20 protein-coding genes are annotated in these 21,933 nt (G+C 44.9%); 17 read left to right on the top strand and 3 right to left on the bottom strand.

Annotated features, from left to right (window positions below):
• The first annotated feature begins 15 nt into the window (after nucleotides 1–15).
• Entirely contained in the window at nucleotides 16–798 is a 783-nt protein-coding gene (gene pssA, locus H3V11_RS01705; protein WP_041878862.1) for a CDP-diacylglycerol--serine O-phosphatidyltransferase, read from the top strand.
• 58 nt (nucleotides 799–856) lie between these two features.
• On the top strand, nucleotides 857–2,074 hold the full coding sequence (gene argJ / locus H3V11_RS01700; protein WP_198210823.1) for a bifunctional glutamate N-acetyltransferase/amino-acid acetyltransferase ArgJ: 1,218 nt from the start codon (nucleotides 857–859) through the stop codon (nucleotides 2,072–2,074).
• Nucleotides 2,075–2,126: 52 nt separating this feature from the next.
• Here the strand turns inward: argJ and H3V11_RS01695 are convergent, their stop codons facing one another.
• Nucleotides 2,127–2,486: a RidA family protein gene (locus H3V11_RS01695; protein WP_198223471.1), complete on the bottom strand. Its 360-nt coding sequence runs from the start codon at nucleotides 2,484–2,486 to the stop codon at nucleotides 2,127–2,129.
• A gap of 259 nt (nucleotides 2,487–2,745) precedes the next feature.
• On the opposite strand from H3V11_RS01695, the gene ybaK reads away from it, so the two are divergent.
• Nucleotides 2,746–3,234, top strand: a complete 489-nt coding sequence (gene ybaK / locus H3V11_RS01690) for a Cys-tRNA(Pro) deacylase (protein ID WP_198223470.1) — start codon at nucleotides 2,746–2,748, stop codon at nucleotides 3,232–3,234.
• 67 nt (nucleotides 3,235–3,301) lie between these two features.
• Here the strand turns inward: ybaK and H3V11_RS01685 are convergent, their stop codons facing one another.
• Together H3V11_RS01685 and H3V11_RS01680 are read right to left on the bottom strand one after the other, a co-directional pair.
• The gene (locus H3V11_RS01685; protein WP_084563388.1) at nucleotides 3,302–4,339 is read right to left on the bottom strand and encodes an NADH:flavin oxidoreductase/NADH oxidase; all 1,038 of its coding nucleotides are present in this window, start codon (nucleotides 4,337–4,339) and stop codon (nucleotides 3,302–3,304) included.
• A 244-nt stretch (nucleotides 4,340–4,583) separates the two neighbouring features.
• Nucleotides 4,584–5,768: a class I SAM-dependent methyltransferase gene (locus H3V11_RS01680; RefSeq protein ID WP_370570161.1), complete on the bottom strand. Its 1,185-nt coding sequence runs from the start codon at nucleotides 5,766–5,768 to the stop codon at nucleotides 4,584–4,586.
• Between the two features lie 253 nt (nucleotides 5,769–6,021).
• Here H3V11_RS01680 and mraZ point away from each other — a divergent pair, with 253 nt between their 5' ends.
• From mraZ to ftsA, 14 genes are all read left to right on the top strand, one after another.
• Nucleotides 6,022–6,477, top strand: a complete 456-nt coding sequence (mraZ, locus tag H3V11_RS01675; RefSeq protein WP_025331245.1) for a division/cell wall cluster transcriptional repressor MraZ — start codon at nucleotides 6,022–6,024, stop codon at nucleotides 6,475–6,477.
• Nucleotides 6,474–7,418 (top strand): 16S rRNA (cytosine(1402)-N(4))-methyltransferase RsmH, encoded by a 945-nt coding sequence (rsmH, locus tag H3V11_RS01670; RefSeq protein ID WP_198223469.1) that lies wholly within the window; start codon nucleotides 6,474–6,476, stop codon nucleotides 7,416–7,418. Before mraZ ends, rsmH begins: the two co-directional genes overlap by 4 nt.
• A 24-nt stretch (nucleotides 7,419–7,442) precedes the next feature.
• Nucleotides 7,443–7,718, top strand: coding sequence for a cell division protein FtsL (gene ftsL / locus H3V11_RS01665; protein ID WP_084552075.1), 276 nt, complete (start codon nucleotides 7,443–7,445; stop codon nucleotides 7,716–7,718).
• A gap of 66 nt (nucleotides 7,719–7,784) precedes the next feature.
• On the top strand, nucleotides 7,785–9,527 hold the full coding sequence (locus H3V11_RS01660) for a penicillin-binding protein 2 (protein WP_198223468.1): 1,743 nt from the start codon (nucleotides 7,785–7,787) through the stop codon (nucleotides 9,525–9,527).
• A gap of 76 nt (nucleotides 9,528–9,603) precedes the next feature.
• A complete protein-coding gene (locus H3V11_RS01655) occupies nucleotides 9,604–11,082 on the top strand; it encodes a UDP-N-acetylmuramoyl-L-alanyl-D-glutamate--2,6-diaminopimelate ligase (RefSeq protein WP_198223467.1) in 1,479 nt (492 codons plus the stop codon).
• Between the two features lie 22 nt (nucleotides 11,083–11,104).
• Nucleotides 11,105–12,463 (top strand): UDP-N-acetylmuramoyl-tripeptide--D-alanyl-D-alanine ligase, encoded by a 1,359-nt coding sequence (gene murF, locus H3V11_RS01650; RefSeq protein WP_198223466.1) that lies wholly within the window; start codon nucleotides 11,105–11,107, stop codon nucleotides 12,461–12,463.
• A gap of 150 nt (nucleotides 12,464–12,613) precedes the next feature.
• Nucleotides 12,614–13,699: a phospho-N-acetylmuramoyl-pentapeptide-transferase gene (gene mraY, locus H3V11_RS01645; RefSeq protein WP_025331240.1), complete on the top strand. Its 1,086-nt coding sequence runs from the start codon at nucleotides 12,614–12,616 to the stop codon at nucleotides 13,697–13,699.
• A 64-nt stretch (nucleotides 13,700–13,763) separates the two neighbouring features.
• Nucleotides 13,764–15,110: a UDP-N-acetylmuramoyl-L-alanine--D-glutamate ligase gene (gene murD / locus H3V11_RS01640; protein WP_198223680.1), complete on the top strand. Its 1,347-nt coding sequence runs from the start codon at nucleotides 13,764–13,766 to the stop codon at nucleotides 15,108–15,110.
• Entirely contained in the window at nucleotides 15,107–16,261 is a 1,155-nt protein-coding gene (gene ftsW / locus H3V11_RS01635) for a putative lipid II flippase FtsW (protein ID WP_198223465.1), read from the top strand. The genes murD and ftsW overlap by 4 nt, the downstream gene beginning before the upstream one ends.
• Before the next feature lie 37 nt (nucleotides 16,262–16,298).
• Nucleotides 16,299–17,366, top strand: a complete 1,068-nt coding sequence (gene murG, locus H3V11_RS01630) for an undecaprenyldiphospho-muramoylpentapeptide beta-N-acetylglucosaminyltransferase (protein WP_198223464.1) — start codon at nucleotides 16,299–16,301, stop codon at nucleotides 17,364–17,366.
• A gap of 78 nt (nucleotides 17,367–17,444) precedes the next feature.
• Complete coding sequence (gene murC / locus H3V11_RS01625; RefSeq protein ID WP_232335733.1) at nucleotides 17,445–18,857, top strand: UDP-N-acetylmuramate--L-alanine ligase; 1,413 nt, start codon at nucleotides 17,445–17,447, stop codon at nucleotides 18,855–18,857.
• Between the two features lie 65 nt (nucleotides 18,858–18,922).
• Nucleotides 18,923–19,834, top strand: a complete 912-nt coding sequence (locus tag H3V11_RS01620; protein ID WP_198223463.1) for a D-alanine--D-alanine ligase — start codon at nucleotides 18,923–18,925, stop codon at nucleotides 19,832–19,834.
• Nucleotides 19,818–20,594, top strand: a complete 777-nt coding sequence (locus H3V11_RS01615) for a cell division protein FtsQ/DivIB (RefSeq protein ID WP_174832072.1) — start codon at nucleotides 19,818–19,820, stop codon at nucleotides 20,592–20,594. The genes H3V11_RS01620 and H3V11_RS01615 overlap by 17 nt, the downstream gene beginning before the upstream one ends.
• Nucleotides 20,595–20,636: 42 nt before the next feature.
• A complete protein-coding gene (gene ftsA, locus H3V11_RS01610; protein WP_025331233.1) occupies nucleotides 20,637–21,872 on the top strand; it encodes a cell division protein FtsA in 1,236 nt (411 codons plus the stop codon).
• The last annotated feature ends 61 nt before the right edge of the window (nucleotides 21,873–21,933 follow it).

The following is a 21,933-nucleotide window of genomic DNA, read 5'->3' as shown; positions in this document are numbered from 1 at the left end:
AGGATTTAGCTGAATATGACTCAAGAAAAAAATGATGTAATTAAACCAAATCGCCCCCATCGTCCGAACCGGCGCCGCCGGCTGCGAGATAACAGTATTTACTTGCTGCCTAATGCATTTACGCTGGCGGCGCTGTTTGCCGCTTTTTATGCCATTACTCAGTCGATGCATGGTCATTATGAAGTTGCAGCAATTGCGGTATTTATTTCTATGCTGCTGGATGGCATGGACGGTCGGGTTGCCCGTCTGACTAACAGTCAGAGTGCTTTTGGTGAACAGCTCGACAGTCTGGCTGATATGGTAAGTTTCGGGGTGGCACCTGCCTTGATTGCGTATAAATGGCAGTTATTTCATTTTGGTAAAATCGGTTACTCGGTAGCATTTATTTATTGTGCCTGTGCGGCCTTGCGGCTGGCATTGTTCAATACTCTGATTGGTAAAGTAAGTAAGAAATGGTTTATCGGAATTCCCAGCCCGACGGCAGCTGCACTGGTAATCGGCTTAATCTGGGTAAGCCATACTTTTCAGGGTTTACCTCATGTAGACTGGCTATGCCTGATTATTACTCTGTTTGGCGGTTTATCCATGGTGGTTCAGATACCGTTCTGGTCATTCAAGGAAATCAATGCTTATCGTAAAGTACCTTTTTTTGTAATGATTCTGGCTGTTATTGGCTTACTGGTAGTGACATGGGAACCATCAGTAGTACTGTTTGCCTTTTTCCTGCTCTATAGTTTGTCCGGTTATGTGATGTTTATCTGGCGCGTGCTGACTAAACGCAAATTTCAGCCAGAATAATGATGAGCACTTTCTATTGCTGAAAAAATAAGCTGATATTGATTAAAGGAGAATAGTAATGGCAGTTAATTTGTCCGTGCCTGGTGATGAGCAGATTTTAGCCATTGACGGCGTGCAGGTATTTGTCGGACAGGCCGGAATCAAAAAACCGGAACACGATGATTTAACGCTTATCGTGCTTAACGGGATAAACAGCATCGGCGCTGTATTTACCCAAAACCGTTTTTGTGCTGCACCGGTACAGATTGCTAAACAGCATCTGGCTACAGACGCCGGAGTGCGTGCACTGGTAATCAATACAGGTAATGCCAATGCCGGTACAGGCAAACAAGGACTGGATGATGCGCAGTTGATTTGTGACAAGGTAGCACAGCAGATTGGTTGCAGTGCATCAGAGGTTTTACCGTTTTCTACCGGTGTGATTCTCGAACCTTTGCCGGTAGATAAAATTGTGGCTGCTTTGCCGAAAGTGAAAGTTGTACACTGGCCACGGGCTGCTGCTGCCATTATGACTACGGATACTGTTCCTAAAATGGCCAGCCGTACAGTTTATATTGACGGGCATAAAGTACGTTTCACCGGTATTGCCAAAGGTTCCGGCATGATTCATCCGAATATGGCTACTATGCTCGGATTTGTGTTTACTGATGCGGCTATAGCCCAGCCATTGTTGCAGCAAATGGTAGCTGAAGTGGCAGCCACATCTTTTAATGCGATTACTGTTGACGGAGATACTTCTACCAATGACAGTTTTGTGGTGGTAGCTACAGGTAAGTCTCAGCTGGGGCGGATAGAGTCAGTAGCCGGAAAGGATTACTTAGCAGTCAAAACTGTACTGGCTGATCTGGCACTGGAACTGGCACAGGCGATTGTGCGTGACGGTGAGGGTGCAACCAAGTTTATTACTATTGATGTACGCAATGCTTTGACTGAAGCAGAGGCCAGACAGGTAGGCTATGCTGTTGCACGTTCACCATTGGTAAAAACAGCTTTTTATGCCAGTGACCCGAATCTGGGGCGTATTTTGTGCGCAATCGGTTATGCAGGTATTGCTGATTTGGATGTGGCAGCAATTAAGGTATATCTGGGTGAAGTGCTGGTGGCAGAAAATGGAGGCCGGGCTGCCAGCTATACAGAAGAGGCTGGTCAGCAGGTAATGGCACAGAATGAAATTACAGTAACTATTGATCTGGCACGTGCGGAAGCACAGGCAAAGATTTACACCTGTGATTTATCCAGAGAGTATGTGACAATTAATGCTGATTATCGCAGCTAAGCTGTACTGAATCAGCAATTACTGAACCCGCGTTTAACGCGGGTTCAGTGCTTTAAAGGATTTCTTTTTGTACAGCTGTTAGTTTGATTTCTACTTTCCAGTTTGGGTTAGCCAGCGCAGCCTGTATACAGGCTCGTGCCGGCGCTCTTCCCGGTGTAACCCAGTTATCCCATGCCTGATTCATACCTTCATATTCCTGCATATTGCTCAGGTAAATTACTGCTTCACAAATATGCTGCTTGTCACTGTCACATGCTTCCAGAATAGTATCTATCTGTGCCAGAACATTGGCAGTTTGCGCAGTGATGTCGGCATCTTCATTAGTTGGAACTTGTCCAGCAAGAAATATCAGGCCGTTAACAATGGTGGCTTCTGCCAGGCGGTTACCGCTCTCGTAAAATTTAATACTCATAGAATTCAATACCCATATACTGGTTCTTGTGAAAATAGCCTGAGCTACAATGTTATCTGTTAATGCAAGAATTTATTTTGTGGCCGGGCAATACTGGCCTGAAAAGAAAAAACAGACAGCAAAAGAATATAAGCTATGCCTTTTTATATCAATACTATCTTCTGAATCTATCGAGATATCGCTATATGATAACCATCAATTTTCACTAAGTAGTAAAATAATAATTCGTTATCTTTGCCTGAGTAGATGAGAATAATTGATGAGTAAAAGTAAATTTCCGGTTACTCCTGCTATCCGTTTTTTGCGTGCTCACCAGATACCGTTTGAACCGCGTGAGTATGCTTATGTTGAGCATGGCGGAACAGCACAGTCAGCATTAGCGCTGGGCGTAGACGAACATGCAGTGATTAAAACCATTGTGCTGCAAAATGAGCATAAGCAAGGTTTGATTGTGCTGATGCATGGCGATCGGCATATATCTACCCGTCAGCTGGCACGTGAGCTGGGTATGAAGCATATAGAACCAGCCAGCCCGCAGCAGGCTAATAAATGGACTGGTTATCTGGTTGGTGGTACCAGTCCTTTTGGCAACAAGGCCGGATTACCGGTGTATGTTGAAAAAAGTATTTATTCTTTACCATTGATTTATATTAATGGGGGTAAGCGTGGATTTCTGGTACAGATGCAGCCAGAATATCTGGCCTGCCTGCAGCCGCAATCAGTGCATGTGGCAACAGAGACGGAATAATATTGACTAATGAACACAGGTCAGACGTGAAAGTCTGGCCTGTTTGTTTGTCGGCTAATAAAAATTTTTATTTAATTAATCCGCGCTGATAAGAGTTATTAAAAGGCTGATAATTATGATCATGCAGCTGCTGGGCTGCTTCGGTTAACCAGTTGGTATTACGTAATAACACCCGTCCTTCCATAATCAAATCTGCCTGACCGGTTTGTAAAATATATTCAGCCAGATCAGGGCTATCCAGCAGGCCAACGGTTGCTACCGGAATATTGACTACTTGCTTCATGGCAGTCGCAAAAGGTGTCTGATAACCGCCATGCACCGGGATATCTGGAGCGTAATCCATAACACCGCCGGTGGATACATCAATAACATCTATGCCGTCACGTTCTAGCCACTGACATATTTCCTGCCAGTCGGCAATACTGTTTTGCTGACCGGTTTTGTCATAGTCGGATAAAGACATGCGTACCCATAATGAACCGGAAAATACTGCACGCATTTCGAGAGTAATTTCGTGCAGCAGACGATAACGATTCACTAAAGAACCGCCATATTCATCGGTACGCTGATTGCTCAGCGGTGAAAGAAATTCACTGATTAGATAACCATGTGCAGCATGGATTTCAATTACATCCACACCGGCTTGCCGGGCTCGTCTGGCTGCAGCAATAAAATCTTCTTTGATTTGTGTGATTTCCGGTTTACTCAATGCTTTTGGCGTTTTCGAGCTGCTATTAAAAGGAATAGCACTGGGTGCAACCGGCTGCAATGCATCTGAAGCTTTGCGTCCGGCATGTGCCAGCTGCACACCTACTTTGCTGTTCAGATAATGTAGTGAATCAACCAGCTGAGTGAATTTTTCTGTCTGACTATCATCCCATAAACCTAAATCGTGTTTGGTAATCCGTCCGTCCGGCTGTACGGCAGTGGCTTCTATAATAATCAGACCGACATTGGCAATGGCACGTGCGCCATAATGTGCAAAATGAAAAGGTGTAACGATACCATCTTCCTTTTTTACTTCATACATGCACATTGGTGCCATAACTACCCGGTTTTTCAGATTTAAATTACCAATGGTTATAGGAGATAATAATAATGACATTGATTGTTCCTTTTGATTATCTGATTCCTGATTGGGTGCAGTAAATAATATATAAAAATAATATTCAGTTTATTTTTATTGATTTATTACTTCTTATCCAGTTCTCTGAATGATATCTGACAGGCAGATACAGCCTGCTATCAGCAGATATTTCATCAAGTTCATCATATAATAATATCTTGTTTGATAAACATAATTAATTATTATTTACTTACAAATAAAACTTATTTGTAATTTAAATTATCTATAATTTGTGACACAAATCCCCATACATGAATCCCTGCCAGTCTACGTCAATATTTTTTCCAAACGCGATGACTTTAAATAATTCGCCCATTTCATGTGCATCCAGCAGGGTATGACAGGCTGAAGCAGTCTGAATGTATGCGTTTTCTTCCGGTTTGCCGGTTTTTGCGAGTAATTCGGTTATACCCAGATTAAGCAGAAATGTTGCCTGATTGGTATAACCAATTAAGTCCAGATGATTATCAATGCCGGCATCAGCAATACGGGTGAAATTAACATGAGCGGTTAAGTCAGTGAGTCCGGGATAAAAGAACGGATCATGAACAGTATGATGTCGGTAGTGACCGATTAATGTACCCTGACGGCGCTGAACATGATAATACTGTGCTGCATCAAAACCATAATCAATCCATATCATTGCTCCGCGTTTCAGCTTTTGTGCCAGTGTTGCTACAAAGGCATATTGTTGTGGATGCAGCTCAGACTGATAAGGTTCTGCTGTATCAGGGAAAGTTTCCATGACCTGTTGTATTGCTGCGCTGGTAGCAGGTTTATCCTGCCAGACAAACTGGTTATCCAGCCAGCTAACGCCCATTTCTGTTATCTGATTTGCCTGACGGCGATAGACCGGAACAGGCATGGCATCCAGAACTTCGTTTCCTATCAGGATACCGTCAAACTGTTCAGGCAACTGAGTCAGGTGTGTAACTTTATGTATCTGATCAGGTGCATGAGTCTGAATATATTCTCTCTGACGCTGCGCCAGTTCTGCAGAAAGTTCAATAATGTAATAGTGCTGAAAGTGCTGGCTGTGCAGAGCTGGTAATACAGATGCTGCCAGATGACCGGTTCCGGCACCGAATTCATAAATATTGCCTGCTGTTTGTGGCAATAGTGCATCTAATTGATGCGCCAGCGTCTGCCCGAACAAAGGAGTCAGAACAGGTGCAGTAATAAAGTCGCCATCACGACCGAATTTTTGTGCTCCGCCGGTGTAATAACCATAGTCAGGCGTATACAGTGCCATTTGCATGTAGTCGGCAAAAGAAAGCCAGTTATTTTGCTGCCGGATTTTCTGCTGAATAAGTTCAGACAGTTTCTGCGAACTGATTAATGCGGCTTTTTCAGGAGTGGGTAAATTATCCATAGGATAGATGATGGAAATTGTAAAGAAGATGGTCATTATAAACGCTGATTTTGGCTTATGTTGACCCTGGTCAAGTGTCTGAAAAGGCACATAGGGACTGGATTGGATGATTAGTAAAATAATGATTTGATTTAAATATATTTTTGTATTTTGGATTGCTTTTATTCGGCTTCGGAATTTGACTGGATTACATTGACCCTGTATGCAAAATTGCCTTATAGTGTGAATAAGTGTGTAAAGGTGTGGCAAAGTGGGGGATAATCCCGTTATATTGAATAGGAGCTGAACAGTGTTTGGCGGCGCGTATGAATTAAGTATAGACAGTAAAGGACGACTGGCGATTCCGGCCAAGTTTCGTGATTTGCTGGCGCGTCATTTCACTCCGGTACTGGTTGCCACACTGGAAAAGCGCACACATTTGTTACTGTATCCCGAGTCATCATGGCGCAGTGTGGAAGCTCAGCTGTTACAGCTTCCTGTGGCTGGCAACAGAGTATTGCAGGCCTATCAGAATTTACTGTTGCATAATGCGGATACTTTGGATTTAGACAGTGCCGGCAGAGTATTGCTACCGGCACATTTGCGCCGTCTGGTGAATTTTGAACGTGAAGTTTATGTTGTGGGTCGTGCCAACCGCATTGAAGTGTGGGGCAGGGCGCTATGGGAAGAACAGAATAACGCTGCACTGGATATGGATGAAGATATGCTGGCGGCAGAGTTGGGTAAGACTCAACTGCAATTATGAGTGAACAGATAAATAATGGCGGTCATGTTACCGTTTTACTGAATGAAGCAGTTGCCGGTTTACAGGTACAGCCGGCCGGCGTGTATGTTGACGGAACTTTTGGTCGTGGGGGTCATTCGCGTTTGATTCTGTCTCAGCTTGGGAAAGACGGGCGGCTGGTTGTTTTTGATAAGGATCCACAGGCGATTGCTGTAGCACAGGAACTGGCAAGGCAAGATGCACGGGTACTGGTTGTACATGAAGGTTTTTCTGCATTAAAGCGGTCGTTACAACAGCTGGGTATCAGCCGGATAAATGGTGCCTTATTTGATCTGGGTATTTCCTCTCCTCAGATTGATGATGCAGGTCGCGGTTTCAGCTTCCGCTTTGATGCACCGCTGGATATGCGTATGGATACTACGCGCGGACAGTCAGCAGCCCAATGGCTGGCTGTGGCAGAAGAGCAGGATATACACGAGGTAATTAAAAATTATGGTGAAGAGCGGTTTAGTCGCCAGATTGCACGGACAATTGTGGCGCAGCGGGAACAAAGCCCGATTACCACAACCGGTCAGCTGGCGCGCCTCGTCGCACAAGTCGTCCGTACTCGTGAACGCGGACAGGATCCGGCTACACGTACCTTCCAGGCCATTCGCATCTTTATTAACCGTGAACTGGAAGAAATAACTGTGGTACTGCCGCAAGTGATGGAATGTCTGGTTGCCGGCGGACGGATGGTAGTGATTTCATTTCATTCACTGGAAGACCGGATTGTAAAAAGATTTATGCAGCAGCACAGCAAGCCGGCTCCTTTACCGCGCTGGGCTGTAGTTAAAGAAGCAGAACGTGAGCAGCCGCCGTTGCGCCTGATAGGCAAGGCGCAAAAACCTGCTCCGGCAGAAATTGAAGTAAATCCGCGTGCCCGTTCAGCGGTATTACGGGTAGCCGAACGCAGTTATTAAACTAAGATTAATGATTGATTAATTATGAATAAAATCAACATTATTTTGCTTATATTGGTACTGGCTTCAGCTTTTGCTGTTGTAACAGTACAGGATCGTTCGCGTCAGTTTTTTATTGCGCTGGATAAAGCGCAAAAAGGGGAAAGTCTTTTGAACGAAGACTTTAGTCGCTTAAAGTTAGCGCAGGCAAAGTTATCTAATCATCAGTTGATTCAGGATGCTTCAGCCCGGCAGAATTTGCATTCGCCGTCATTGGCTGAAACGCAGATGCTGGATGCGCCGCGTTTGGTTAAGCAGTGATGTGACGGGTCAGAGAATAATGGAGTACTGCTTCAGGCAGTATTTCCGGCAGTGGAACAAACTACTATGTTAATTAAAAACGATTATAAGCCGCGCATGCTGCCCCGTGAGGTAAAACAGGCTAAGCCTGTAACCACTAACGGGCGGATTGTATTGGTGTTAGGTGCTCTGGCTATAGCTTTTGCTATGCTAATCGGACGTGGTATCTACTTGCAGACTGAGAAACATGAATTTCTGAAAGAGCAGGGTGATCAGCGTTTTGTCCGTACTCTGCCGCTCACGGCTACCCGGGGCACAATTACTGATCGCAACGGAGCTGCACTGGCCATCAGTGCACCCGCAGACTCTTTATATGCTATGCCCTCTGCTATGGAGCAGATGCCGACAGATACTCAGATTCAACAGTTATCTGCATTAATTGATGTACCGGCGGCAACCATTAAAAGCCGCCTTAGCCGTAATAAAGACTTCATTTATCTGAAAAGACAATTGTCGCCGGAGGTTGCAGAAAAAGTTGCTGCGCTGAATATTAAAGGTCTTGCCTTTCAGCATGAAAGTAAACGCCATTATCCGATGGGACCGATTTTTTCCCATATTATCGGTTTTACCAATATTGATGGTAAAGGGCAGGAAGGACTGGAATTATCGCGTGAAGACAGTCTGCATGGTATTGATGGTGCTAAAGTTGTTTTGCGCGACAATAAAGGTAATATTGTTGATAGTCTGGATTCTCCGCGTAACCGTCTTCCTCAGAATGGTACGAATATGGTGCTGTCTCTGGATCAGCGGATTCAGTCAATTGCATATGAATCGTTAAATAAAGCAATGCAGTATCACACTGCATCAGCTGGTTCAGTTGTGGTTCTGGATGGTAAAACCGGAGAAATTCTTGCTCTGGTAAATTCACCGGGATATGACCCTAATAATCCGGGTGCCACCGATAGTGATGCACGCCGTAACCGTGCGGTAACTGATATGATTGAACCGGGTAGTGCGATGAAACCGTTTACCATTGCTAAAGGGCTGGATAGCGGAAAAATCAAACCAGGCAGCGGTTTTAATACTTTACCGTATAAAATCGGACCGGCGACAGTACGGGACACGCATAATTATCCTTATCTGGATGTGGGCGGCATTATTCAGAAATCATCTAATGTTGGTACAAGTAAAATTTCTGCAATGTTTACGCCCGAAGAAATGTACAACATGTATACTTCTGTCGGTTTCGGGCACCGGATGCATTCCGGTTTTCCGGGTGAAACACCGGGAGTAGTACGTGACTGGCATAACTGGCGGCCGATTGAGCAGGCTACTATGTCTTTTGGTTATGGTATACAGATGAGTCTGCTCCAGCTGGCACGGGCATATACTATCTTTACCAATGACGGTGCGCTACTGCCAGTGAGTTTTCTTAAGCTGAACAGTGCCCCGCAGGGTGAGCAGATTATCCAGCCAAAGACTGCAAAGGCAGTACGCCATATGATGATTGCTGTAACGAAGCCCGGTGGTACCGGTTTGCAGGGGGCAATTGACGGGTATGATGTAGCCGCTAAAACAGGTACTGCGCGAATGCTGGTAGACGGACACTATTCTGATTCCAAGCATATGGCTACATTTATCGGCTTTGCACCGGCAGACAATCCGCGAGTTATTGTAGCAGTCAATATTCAGAATCCTACTACTAATGGTTATTACGGGGGACCGGTTGCCGGTCCGGTATTCCATGATGTAATGGTTGGCACTCTGAATGTACTTGGTGTTTCTCCGAGCAGACCGGTAAAATCCGCGCCACATTCTGAAACGCATTAATCTGAAGACAATCTGTGTGTTTGCACAGATTGTCTGTCTGTTTGTACCCGATAAAAATGTTTGAATCGACAGTGTTATGTTTTCCCTGAAAAAAATTTTGCCTGAATATCATTTAAGTGCTGAAACAAGTCGGCTGATTGCTGGCCGTACACTGCGGGTGGATAGCAGAAAGGTACAGCCCGGAGATGTATTTGTAGCCTGTCAGGGTGAGTATAGTGACGGTCGTGATTTTATACAGGCTGCAATTGATAATGGTGCAGAATTTGTTTTCTGGGATGATGATGGTCAGTTTGTATGGCAGACCGGCTGGAAAGTAGCGAATGAGGCTGTAAAAGATTTACGTCAGCGTGCCGGACTGGTGGCTGCTGCCTGTTATGACTATCCGGGCAGAAAGCTGAGTGTCTGGGGAGTGACCGGAACTAATGGTAAAACGTCAGTGTCACAATGGCTGGCGCAGGCTTCAGATATTCTTGGCAAAAAATGTGCCATTATGGGTACGGTAGGGAATGGATACTGGCAACAGCTGCATGATACTGCCAATACTACTATGAATGCGGTATCTAATCAGACATGGTTACGTGATTTTGCTGAAAATAATGCTGCAGCCGTTGCCATGGAAGTGTCCAGTCATGGTCTGGATCAGAGCCGTGTCGTTGGTGTCCCTTTTACCAGTGCTGTTTTTACCAATCTGACCCGGGATCATCTGGATTATCATCATAGCATGCAAAGTTACGGTGATTGCAAGGCTTCATTGTTTTACTGGCAGGGGCTGAAACACGCCATTATTAATATTGATGATGAGTTCGGCTATCGGTTATGGCAGGATTTATGCCGTGATTGTCCGCAGTTAACTGTACTGGCTTATGGTTTTCATGCTGATGCAGATATTCATATTAGTCAATTTCAAGCTTCAGCAAGTGGTATGCAGGTGCATTTGCGTACGCCGTGGGGAAACGAAGTAGTACATACACGTTTACTGGGTCGGTTTAATGCTCAGAATCTGGCAGCCTGTATAGGTGTATTGTGTGCTAATGGTTTTACTTTTAATGAGGTAATTGCTGTCTGGCCGCAGATTAATCCTGCTACCGGACGTATGGATTGTTTGATGGGAAGTAATCAGCCGCTAGTGGTGGTTGATTATGCTCATACACCGGATGCACTGGAAAAAGCATTATCGACTTTGCAGGAAATTAAACCTGACGGAGCGCATTTGTGGTGTGTTTTTGGCTGTGGCGGAGACCGTGATGCAGGTAAAAGACCATTAATGGGAGCCGCAGCCGCTGCAGGAGCGGATTATGTTGTCGTAACCAGCGATAATCCGCGTACAGAAAATCCGCAGGCAATTATTAACGATATTTTGCCCGCTGTTGCTGAACCGGTGCTGGTAGAAGCAGACCGCAAAGCTGCGATTAATTATGCTGTAAATCATGCAGCAGTTGACGATATTGTTCTTATTGCAGGAAAAGGTCATGAAACCTATCAGGATATCGGTGGTCAGAAGCAGCATTTTTCAGACTTTGAAATAGCACGGTCAGCTTTGCAACAGCGAGTCTAAAGTTTTGTAATTGCTTAATAATATGTCAAATTTAGATCTTAATTTTATTTATCAGACTTTTGGACAAGTGTTACCTGATAATAATCAGCCGGTCACACGGGTAGTTATTGATAGTCGTCAGATTCAGCCGGGTGATGTATTTGTGGCCATTAAGGGTGAACGTTTTGATGGTCATGATTTTGTTGATGAAGTGCTCGCTCAGGGAGCTCAGTTGTGTATTGTCAGTCGCTCAGACTGGCAAAATAAGGCGAAATGTCTGGTAGTTGCAGACACAGGAAAAGCGTTGGGAGAGCTGGCACAGGCATGGCGAATGCAGGTTAATCCGGCATTGCAAGTGTTTGGTATTACCGGTTCAGCAGGTAAAACCACGGTAAAAGAAATGCTGGCTACAATTTTGCGGCATCATGCAGGTACTAGTGCGGTTCTGGCTACTGCCGGTAACTTTAATAATCATATTGGTTTACCGCTGACATTATTACAGTTAAAGCCGCAGCATCGCTATGCTGTGATTGAAATGGGTATGAATCATACCGGTGAACTGAGTTATTTAACCGGCCTGACCAAACCGGACTATGCTCTGGTTAATAACGCACTGCGTGCTCATATCGGCTGCGGCTTTTCAGATGTTGCTGATATTGCCCGCGCTAAAAGTGAAATTTATCAGGGTCTGAATGCGAATGGAACCGGTTTTGTTCCTACTGATGATGATCAGTCAGATATTTATATTTCAGCTTTGCAAGGTAAGCAATGTGTCCGCTTTGGTACAGAACAGGGTGATGTATATGCCAGCAATATTGTACTGCAGCCATTAAGTATCAGTTTTGATTTGTGCAGCCCGCAAGGAGTGGTTAATTTACAAATCCCGGTGCCGGGATTGCATATGGTACATAATGCTGTGGCCGCCTGTGCACTTGCTCTGAGTGCCGGCTTGCCCTTAGCGTCATTACAGGGATTGAATTCATTTGAGAATGCTAAAGGCAGATTGCAACAAAAGCGCAGTCTGCATGGCGCTTTGGTAATTGATGACACTTATAATGCTAACCCGGATGCATTTAAGGCAGCTATCGATGTTCTGGCGGCTTTTCCTGCGCCACGAATTATTGTGATGGGTGCTATTGGTGAGCTAGGCACTAATGCTTCTGCTCTGCATGCAGAGGTAGGTGCTTATATACGGGCACGCGGTATTGATGCGGCATTTTTTATTGGTGACGAAGCGCGGTTTGCAGCAGAAGCTTATGGTGTACCAGATGCATTTTATACGGATCGAAACAAACTAATTGATGATTTACGTGCATGGGATCAGCAGACAGCTACCATTCTGGTAAAAGGTTCAAGGTTTATGCATATGGAAGATGTAGTACAAGCAATAACACAGAAATAAATTATTGCTAACTCTCGTCAAGTAGTGCTGAACGACTTAAAATAGCCGCTTTTATCCGGCTCAGGCTATCTGAGTGATTATCCATCATTCATATAGCAATAAATTATTTAATAACGGTTATGGCTTTGGCTGTGACAAGGGAAAACAACCATGCTGTTGTGGTTAGCAGAAATTTTTCACTATTGGATAAATGGTTTCCATTTATTTCAATACACTACTTTTCGTGCCGTAATGGCGGCACTGACATCCATGGGGCTGAGTCTGGCATTCGGTCCGTGGATGATTCGCAAATTAACTCAGCTCAAAGTAGGGCAGGCTGTTCGCGATGACGGTCCCAAAACCCATCTGGTGAAAACCGGTACACCAACTATGGGCGGTACACTTATTTTACTGGCTATCACTGTTACAACATTATTATGGGCTAATCTGGCCAACATTTATATCTGGATACTTTTGCTGGTTATGCTGAGTACCGGAGCTCTGGGTTTTTATGATGACTGGAAAAAGGTAGTTTACAAAGATCCGCACGGGGTTTCAGCCAGATTTAAAATGATCTGGCAGTCTGTAGTGGCTCTGGTAGCCGGTCTGGTGCTGTTTTATGTGGCACACTTAAGCTCTACAAATACTTTTATTGTTCCTTTTTTCAAGGAAATTACTTACCCGCTGGGTGGCATTGGTTTTGTTATTCTGACGTATTTTGTCATTGTTGGTACTTCTAATGCAGTAAATCTGACTGACGGACTGGACGGGCTGGCTGCTTTTCCTATTGTGCTGGTTGCTGCTGGTCTGTCAATTTTTGCTTATGTCAGCGGTCATGCTGAATTTGCTCATTATCTGCAGCTGCCGCATGTCCCCGGTGCGAATGAAGTTATGATTTTCTGCGCCGCTATTTGTGGTTCTTGCCTGGGATTCCTGTGGTTTAATGCTTATCCGGCACAGGTATTTATGGGAGATGTCGGTGCGCTGGCTTTAGGTGCAGCTTTGGGTACGATAGCTGTGATTGTGCGTCAGGAAATTGTACTGGTAATTATGGGCGGCTTATTTGTTGTTGAGGCAATGTCTGTCATGCTGCAGGTAGGTTCATATAAATTACGGCGTAAACGTATTTTTCTGATGGCACCAATTCATCATCATTTTGAACAAAAAGGCTGGAAAGAAACTCAGGTTGTAGTACGTTTCTGGATTATTACCATGATTCTGGTACTGGTTGGTTTAGCTTCCCTGAAAATCCGTTAGTAGTCAGATAAGCAGGATCAGACGATATACATTTGGGTTAAATTTAGTGTAGGACTTAACCATGATTGACTGGCGTAATCAAAAGGTTTTAGTTGCAGGGCTGGGGCGTACCGGAATTTCAATGCTGGAGTTTTTAACTCAGGCAGGTGCTGATGTAGCTATTTATGATGCACAGCCTGATGCAGAACAATTGCAGTCTTTAACTGAGCGTCATCAGGTTGCTGTATATACCGGAGAGCTGGCAACAGTGTTTGAACAGCACCAGTTTGATATTCTGTCTTTAAGCCCGGGAATCAGTCAACGTCAGCCTGCTATTGTTGATTTTAAACGTGCCGGCGGTGTCGTGCTGGGTGATGTGGCTATTCTGGCTGATTTACTTGAAAGCAGTAACAGTAAAATTATTGCAATTACCGGTTCAAACGGTAAAACCACTACTACCAGCCTGGTGGGTTTTTTATGTGCGCAATGCGGACTTGATACAGTGGTGGCAGGTAATATTGGTACACCAGTACTGGAAGCCTATCTGGAGCGAGCAGGTAAAGCAGCAGATGTCTGGGTTCTGGAATTATCGAGTTTTCAGCTGGAGACTACTCCCTGCCTGAATGCGACTGCTGCCACAGTACTGAATGTATCAGAAGACCATCTGGATCGCTATGATGATTTTCTGGATTATGCGCATAGCAAAGACCGGATTTTTCGTGGCCAGGCCATACAAGTGTTAAATGCCGATGATGTTTTTTGTCGTGCTATGGTACGGCATAACCGGCCGGTGAAATGGTTTTCTTTACAGCATAATACTGATTTCTGGTTGAATAAAGATATGCTGTGTGCCGGTAATGAACCATTGCTGGCTTGTGATGCTCTGTCTTTACAGGGTACACATAATGCGGCCAATGTTTTGGCTGCATTTGCTTTATGTGAAGCCATTGGCTTGCCGCGTGCACAATTGCTTCAATATGTGCCCACTTTCAAAGGTTTACCGCATCGTGTGGAAAAAGTAGCCGAAGTGAAAGGTGTGACATTTATTGATGATTCCAAAGGTACTAATGTTGGTGCTACCTGTGCTGCATTGCTCGGGTTGGATAAACCTATTGTGCTGATTGCGGGCGGACAGGGTAAAGGTCAGGATTTTACTCCGTTGCAGGCTGCATTACAGGATAAGGCACGTGCAGTTTTACTGATTGGTGTGGATGGTCATCAGCTTGGTGCAGTTCTCGGACAAGCCTCCTATCCGGTAGAGTACTATGACGATTTGCCGCACGCTACTGAACGTGCTTTTGAACTGGCTCATCCGGGAGATATTGTGCTGCTTAGTCCGGCTTGTGCCAGCTATGATATGTTTAAGGGTTATGCACATCGCAGTGAGGTATTTATTGCCAGCGTCCGTCAATTGCAGGGTAGCGCAGCATGATTACTGAATCACGTCTGCTGGATCGCAAGCTATTGCGACGCGGATATACTTTTGATCAGTCACTGTTATGGATGGTGGCATTGATGGCCAGCTTCAGTCTGATCATGGTTTACTCGGCCTCAGTTGCGTATGCAAAGCATGATGGCGGCAGTACTTATTTTTATCTGATTCGTCAGGCTATTTTTCTATTGTGCGGCGGCGTACTTGGTTGTGTGGCTGCACGTATTCCTTTGCGAACATGGAAAAAGCTGACACCACTGGTATTGCTGTTCAGTATCGTGCTGCTGATTCTGGTGCTGGTAATGGGAAGAGAAATTAACGGTGCCAAACGCTGGATTAATGTAGGAATGGTTAATATCCAGCCTACCGAAGTTTTTAAACTGGCGATAATTTTGTATTTATCCAGTTTTTTTACCAGACGTGCTGAAATCTTGAAAGAATTCAAAAAAGTCTGGTTTGCAGGTATTCCGGTAGGACTTGGTCTCGGGCTGATTATGCTGGAACCGGACTTTGGTTCATTTGTAGTGGTTTCTGTTATTGCGGTAGGCTTGCTTTTTCTGGCTGGTTTACCGTTTCGCTGGTTTATGGCTGTAGTAGGTTTTGGTTTGCTGGCCATGGTTATGCTGGTGCTGTTTGAGCCTTACCGTATGGCACGTGTAGCCGGTTTTCTTGATCCGTGGGCAGATCCCCTGGGTAAAGGTTATCAGCTTACGCATTCATTAATGGCAATCGGGCGCGGCGGCTGGTTTGGTGTCGGACTGGGAGCCAGTCTGGAAAAACGTTTTTATTTACCTGAGGCTCATACGGATTTCATTCTTGCGGTCATTGGAGAAGAATTCGGTTTTGTCGGTATTCTGGTATTAATGTTTTGTTATATCTGGCTGGTAGTCCGTGCTTTTTCCATTGGTAAACAGGCTCGTGATTTAGAGTTGTTTTATGGTTCTTTCGTCGCCAAGGGTATTGGTATCTGGCTGGGTATTCAAAGCTTTTTTAATATTGGTGTGAATATTGGCCTGTTACCGACTAAAGGGCTGACTCTGCCTTTACTGTCATATGGTGGTTCAGCTGTTATGATTATTTTAATCAGTGTGGGTTTGCTGTTGCGAGTGGATTATGAGAACCGGCGTGTGATGCGTGGATTCAAAGTATAAATAATCACAGAACTCTGATAGTTTTGACGGGAAAATAATGAGTGTAAAAACTTTCATGGTCATGGCCGGCGGAACGGGCGGACATATTTTTCCTGCGCTTGCAGTTGCTCAGGCATTACAGGCACAGGGTCATCGTATTATCTGGCTGGGTAGTGACGGGGCAATGGAAACCCGTCTGGTTCCGCAGTACGACATACCACTGGAAACCCTGGCAATCAAAGGAATACGAGGTAACGGGCTAAAGCGTAAGCTAATGCTACCTTTTACCTTATTAAATACCATTGCGGCAGCACGTCAAATTATTCGCAGGCATCAAGTAGATGCAGTCATCGGTTTTGGTGGTTTTGTTACTTTTCCGGGCGGTATAGCCGCAAAGCTATGCGGTTTACCCTTGATTGTCCATGAACAGAATGCGATTGCTGGTTTATCTAATAAAGTGCTGGCTCATTTTGCCAATCAGGTAATGTATGCATTTCCACAAGTATTCGCAAATGAAAACGGACTGGTAGGTAATCCGGTACGTGCTGATATTGCTGCATTACCACTACCGCAACAGCGCTTTAACGGTAGAAATGGTGAGCTGAATATTCTGGTAGTTGGTGGAAGTCTGGGTGCTGATGTATTGAATCAGATTGTGCCGCAGGCTGTGGCTTTGTTACCAGTTGAACAGCGTCCGCGACTGCTGCATCAGTCCGGAAGAAATAAACTGTCACAGTTAGAGCAAAATTATGCTCAGTGTGCAGTAGAGGTGCAATGTGTTGAATTTATTACAGATATGGTATCAGCCTATCGTAATGCCGATTTGGTAATTTGCCGGGCCGGTGCACTAACAATTGCTGAATTAACCGCTGCCGGAGTCGGGGCAATTCTGGTGCCTTATCCGCATGCGGTAGATGACCATCAGACAGCTAATGCACAGTTTATGGTTAAAGATGGTGCGGCAATATTATTACCGCAGACGAATCTGAATACACAGACATTAATGGCTACGCTGGCCGATTTATCGCGCGAACGCTGTTTAGACATGGCGATTAAAGCACGTGCGCTGGCTCAGCCTGACAGTGCGGCTAAGGTTGCGGCAGCAGCGCTAGCGAGTATCCGTTAAATTTTGATTGAGCCGGATGAATTGTTGCAGACTCGAGCTGTCAATCACAATTCAGACTGGCAGGAAAAGTTATAAAGTATGAAAGAAAACATGAAAGACCGTATCCGCCATATTCATTTTGTAGGGATTGGCGGAACCGGTATGTGTGGTATTGCAGAAGTTTTACATAATGAAGGTTATCAGATAAGTGGTTCTGATTTGGCTGATAATGCCGCAACCCGGCATTTACAGGCAATCGGAGTGCATATTTGTCCAGGGCACAGTGCTGAAAATATTACTGGTGCAGATGTAGTAGTGACATCAACAGCCGTTAAAAAAGATAATCCGGAAGTAGTAGCAGCGCAGGCACAAAAAATTCCTGTAATTCCGCGAGCCATGATGCTGGCTGAAATCATGCGTTTTGGTCGCGGTATTGCCATTGCCGGTACACATGGTAAAACCACAACTACCAGTTTAACTGCTTCAGTACTGGCAGCAGCAGACTTAGATCCAACTTTTGTTATTGGCGGCCGGTTAACTGCAGCCGGAACCAATGCCAAGCTGGGTAAAGGTGAATATATTGTTGCTGAAGCAGATGAATCAGATGCTTCGTTTCTGTATCTGACACCATTATTTACGGTCGTTACCAATATTGATACCGATCATATGGATACATATGATCATGATGTAGAAAAACTACATCAGGCGTTTGTGGATTTTGTGCATCGTATGCCGTTTTACGGAAAAGCCTTTTTATGTATTGACAGTGAGCATGTGCGCCAGATTTTACCGTTGATTCAGAAACCTTTTGTTACTTATGGTTTGGATGAAAGTGCTGATTTATATGCAACTAATATTGTTGCCGATGGTGCACAAATGCATTTTGATGTCCATACGCGTAAAAAAGGCATAAAACCATTTAGTGTGACGGTCAATATGCCAGGGCGGCATAATGTTCTGAATGCACTGGCTGTTATCGGGATTGCCCTGGAAATTGGTGTCTCAGTACCGGCAATTCAACTTGGGCTGGAAAGTTTTGCAGGTGTGGGTCGCCGTTTTCAGCAGTACGGTGAGATTGCATTACCGAATGGTGGTGAAGCGTTACTGATTGATGATTATGGTCATCATCCTGTTGAAATGTCTGCAACCATAGCTGCTGCACGAGGTGCCTACCCTCAGCGTCGTCTGGTCGTAGCATTCCAGCCACACCGCTATACACGTACACGGGACTTGTTTGAAGATTTTGTTCAGGTTTTGAGTAAAGCTGATGGCGTGGTTTTAACGGAAGTATATTCTGCTGGTGAAGACCCGATTGTGGCTGCTGACAGTAAGGCATTAATGCGTGCGATCAGAGTGCTGGGTAAAGTTGAGCCGATTTATGTGGCAAACGTAGACGAAATGGCGCCCACGTTATTAAATGTCTTGCAAGATGGTGATGTTTTGCTCAATATGGGTGCCGGCAGTATTAACAAAGTACCTGCTATGCTTACCGGAATATCTGCTGCAGTATAATGACTGCAGTTTAATTATTTCACATACTGTTCTTATTAAAAGAAAAACAGGATTAATGACAAACAATGAGTGATTTTGGTAAAGTTGCCGTACTGATGGGCGGTTTCTCCAGTGAGCGTAAAGTCTCATTAGCTAGTGGTGCATCAATTCTTACTGCATTGAAAAGCCGAGGTATAGATGCACATGCATTTGATCCGTCTGAGCGGCCATTGTCTGAACTGGTTAGTGCCGGCTTTGACCGGGCTTTTAATATTCTGCATGGCTCTTATGGAGAAGACGGAGTTGTACAGGGGGCATTGGAAGCATTTGGTATTCCTTACACCGGTTGCGGAGTTGCGGCCAGTGCGCTGGGTATGGATAAATTCCGTAGTCGTCTGGTCTGGCAGGGAGTTGGTTTGCCTTGCGTACCATTTATTGTGTTGCATGACGATAGTGATTTTGCTGCGGTAGAAGAAGAATTGGGTTTACCTTTATTTGTTAAGCCGGCAGCAGAAGGCAGTAGTGTAGGTGTAGTGAAAATCAGGCAGACTGGTGAGCTGGTACAAGTTTATCAGCAACTGAAACAGTACCATGGTGAAATTCTGGCTGAACGGGCAATCGAAGGTGGTGAATATACATGTGGTATTCTTGGTGAACAGGTATTGCCCAGTATTCGCATCGTTCCGGCAACAGAATTTTATGATTATGAAGCTAAATACCACCGCGATGATACCGAGTATCTGTGTCCGGCTGATCTGACACCGGCGGATGAGCAGTATATGCGTGATTTGACAGCCCGTGCTTTTAAAGCATTAGGTGGTCGAGGCTGGGGGCGAGTAGATTTTCTGCGTGATGCGGACGGTACAATCTATATTCTGGAAGTGAATACTGTACCGGGTATGACCGGACACAGTCTGGTGCCTAAAGCTGCACGTGAAATTGGCTTGAGTTTTGAAGATTTGTGTGTTGAAATTTTAAGTCATGCGACTTTGGGATAATGCACAAGCCTTAAAACGGCTTTACCGGTGGTTATATGTATGTGTATTGTTCTGCCTGCTGGCAGCAGGCGGATCGTGGCTGGTGCATTCGCCATATTTTCCGGTCCGGCAAATTCAGGTAATACATCCGTTGAAGCATTTGCAGTCGGCCGAAATTGAACAAATCAGCAGACAGTATTTGCAGGGTAATATTTTTACTGCAGATGTGAGTGCGGCACAATCTGCACTGGCTAAACTACCCTGGGTATATAAAGTACAGGTAAAACGAATCTGGCCGGATACGGTACAGCTTGATATCAGGGAACGGGACCCTGTTGCACGCTGGAATGACCAGCAGCTGGTGGATACTGACGGACAGATATTTAATGCAGTAGTTCATGAGCAGCTGCCGGTATTTGTTGGAAGCAGCGGTTCTGCTCGCTACATGACCGTACATTTGTTAACATTCGAAAATTTGTTGCAATCAACAGGTCTGCATATTCAGCAGTTGCAGTTAAGTAATCGTTCTGCCTGGCAGCTGACCTTAAGCAACGGAATAACCCTGAAACTGGGGCGGGAAAAGGTAGAACAGCGTTTGGCTCATTTTGTCTGGGCATGGCCACAGGTTTTACAGAAACAGGCCAGTAATATCGATTATGTAGATTTGCGTTATCCGGATGGTTTTGCGTTACGGTACAAAAATAAGGCTAATTCAGCTGTAAGTACCAGAGCAGTAAATGCATCTGAAGTGGCGGATCAGTATGAAGCAAATCTGGATTGATCCGGACAGACCGATTGATTATTTGATTTTAAAGTGATGACCATGGTTAAAGGTAAAAAATACATCAGTGCACTGGATATCGGCACTTCAAAAGTAATCGCTCTTATTGGTGAGGTTCAGGAAGATAATGAAATCCACATTGTTGGTTTAGGACAGGCTCCGTCGCGCGGTTTGAAAGCAGGTATGGTGACCAACATTGAAACCACTGCACAAGCAATCAAACAGGCCATGGAAGAAGCGCAGATGATGGCTGATGTACAGGTAGACTGTGTAACAACCGGTATTGCAGGTAATCATATTCGCAGTTTCAATTCACAGGGTGTGGTTAAAATCAAGGACGGAGAAGTCAGTCAGGCTGATATTGACCGTGCAATTGAAACGGCAAAAGCTGTCAATATTCCGCCGGATCACGATATTTTACATACAGTGGTACAGGAATTTATTATTGATAATCAGCCGGGCGTGCGTGAACCCATTGGCATGAGCGGGGTTCGTCTGGACACGCGCATACATATTATTACCGGTGCTGTAACAGCAATGCAGAATATCCAGAAGTGTGTCAATCGCTGTGGTTTGCAAATCAATAAAATGATATTACAGCCACTGGCCAGTGGTCAGGCAGTACTGACTGAAGATGAAAAAGATCTGGGTGTCTGTGTTATTGATATCGGCGGAGGCACGACAGATATTGCTGTATATACTAACGGAGCTATCAGGCATACAGCCGTTATTCCGGTGGCAGGGGATTTGATTACCAAAGATCTGGCACAAGCGTTGCGTACACCCCACAGTGCAGCTGAATACATCAAAATTAATCATGGAGTGGCACTGGCAACCATGGACGGTCTTGATGATATGATTGAAGTACCCAGTGTGGGCGACCGTAATCCGCGCCAGATTTCGCGTCGGACACTGGCAAGTGTAATTGGTCCGCGCGTGGAAGAGATTCTGGAACTGACACTGAATGAATTGCGCCGTTCCGGTTTTCCTGAGGATGTGCTGACTTCAGGCATAGTTCTTACCGGCGGAGCATCATTATTACCCGGAATGGTCGAGCTGGCAGAGGATGTATTTAATCTGCCGGCCCGAATTGGTGTGCCGCAGGAAATGGGTGGTGTCTCAGAACGGATCCGCAATCCGCGTTATGCTACTGCTATTGGTCTGTTACAGTCTGCCTGTGAAGAAGAAAACAAAACAGACATGCCTGTGGCAGCAGCTTCTGAACCGAAAGATTCATGGCTTAAAAAATTACAGACTTGGTTTAAGAACAATTTTTAACTAAACTCAAACATTAAATGACAGAACTTTTGCGCATTGTATATAACTGTCTATATAATGA

Source organism: Snodgrassella sp. W8158 (genome assembly GCF_016100435.1).
In the GTDB taxonomy this organism is placed as follows: Bacteria; Pseudomonadota; Gammaproteobacteria; order Burkholderiales; family Neisseriaceae; genus Snodgrassella; species Snodgrassella alvi.
The sequence above is the reverse complement of the archived record's forward strand: the minus strand, read 5'-3'. Positions and strand labels throughout refer to the sequence as shown.

What these genes read in the sequence shown, in the direction of transcription:
- rsmH (WP_198223469.1), top strand. Translation starts at nt 6,474, where the DNA reads ATGAGTGAACAGATAAATAATGGCGGTCATGTTACCGTTTTACTGAAT.
- H3V11_RS01660 (WP_198223468.1), top strand. Translation starts at nt 7,785, where the DNA reads ATGTTAATTAAAAACGATTATAAGCCGCGCATGCTGCCCCGTGAGGTA.
- argJ (WP_198210823.1), top strand. Translation starts at nt 857, where the DNA reads ATGGCAGTTAATTTGTCCGTGCCTGGTGATGAGCAGATTTTAGCCATT.
- ftsL (WP_084552075.1), top strand. Translation starts at nt 7,443, where the DNA reads ATGAATAAAATCAACATTATTTTGCTTATATTGGTACTGGCTTCAGCT.
- H3V11_RS01685 (WP_084563388.1), bottom strand. Translation starts at nt 4,339, where the DNA reads ATGTCATTATTATTATCTCCTATAACCATTGGTAATTTAAATCTGAAA.
- ftsA (WP_025331233.1), top strand. Translation starts at nt 20,637, where the DNA reads ATGGTTAAAGGTAAAAAATACATCAGTGCACTGGATATCGGCACTTCA.
- mraY (WP_025331240.1), top strand. Translation starts at nt 12,614, where the DNA reads ATGCTGTTGTGGTTAGCAGAAATTTTTCACTATTGGATAAATGGTTTC.
- ybaK (WP_198223470.1), top strand. Translation starts at nt 2,746, where the DNA reads ATGAGTAAAAGTAAATTTCCGGTTACTCCTGCTATCCGTTTTTTGCGT.
- H3V11_RS01680 (WP_370570161.1), bottom strand. Translation starts at nt 5,768, where the DNA reads ATGACCATCTTCTTTACAATTTCCATCATCTATCCTATGGATAATTTA.
- H3V11_RS01655 (WP_198223467.1), top strand. Translation starts at nt 9,604, where the DNA reads ATGTTTTCCCTGAAAAAAATTTTGCCTGAATATCATTTAAGTGCTGAA.
- H3V11_RS01695 (WP_198223471.1), bottom strand. Translation starts at nt 2,486, where the DNA reads ATGAGTATTAAATTTTACGAGAGCGGTAACCGCCTGGCAGAAGCCACC.
- H3V11_RS01620 (WP_198223463.1), top strand. Translation starts at nt 18,923, where the DNA reads ATGAGTGATTTTGGTAAAGTTGCCGTACTGATGGGCGGTTTCTCCAGT.
- H3V11_RS01615 (WP_174832072.1), top strand. Translation starts at nt 19,818, where the DNA reads ATGCGACTTTGGGATAATGCACAAGCCTTAAAACGGCTTTACCGGTGG.
- murF (WP_198223466.1), top strand. Translation starts at nt 11,105, where the DNA reads ATGTCAAATTTAGATCTTAATTTTATTTATCAGACTTTTGGACAAGTG.
- pssA (WP_041878862.1), top strand. Translation starts at nt 16, where the DNA reads ATGACTCAAGAAAAAAATGATGTAATTAAACCAAATCGCCCCCATCGT.
- murG (WP_198223464.1), top strand. Translation starts at nt 16,299, where the DNA reads ATGAGTGTAAAAACTTTCATGGTCATGGCCGGCGGAACGGGCGGACAT.
- ftsW (WP_198223465.1), top strand. Translation starts at nt 15,107, where the DNA reads ATGATTACTGAATCACGTCTGCTGGATCGCAAGCTATTGCGACGCGGA.
- murC (WP_232335733.1), top strand. Translation starts at nt 17,445, where the DNA reads ATGAAAGAAAACATGAAAGACCGTATCCGCCATATTCATTTTGTAGGG.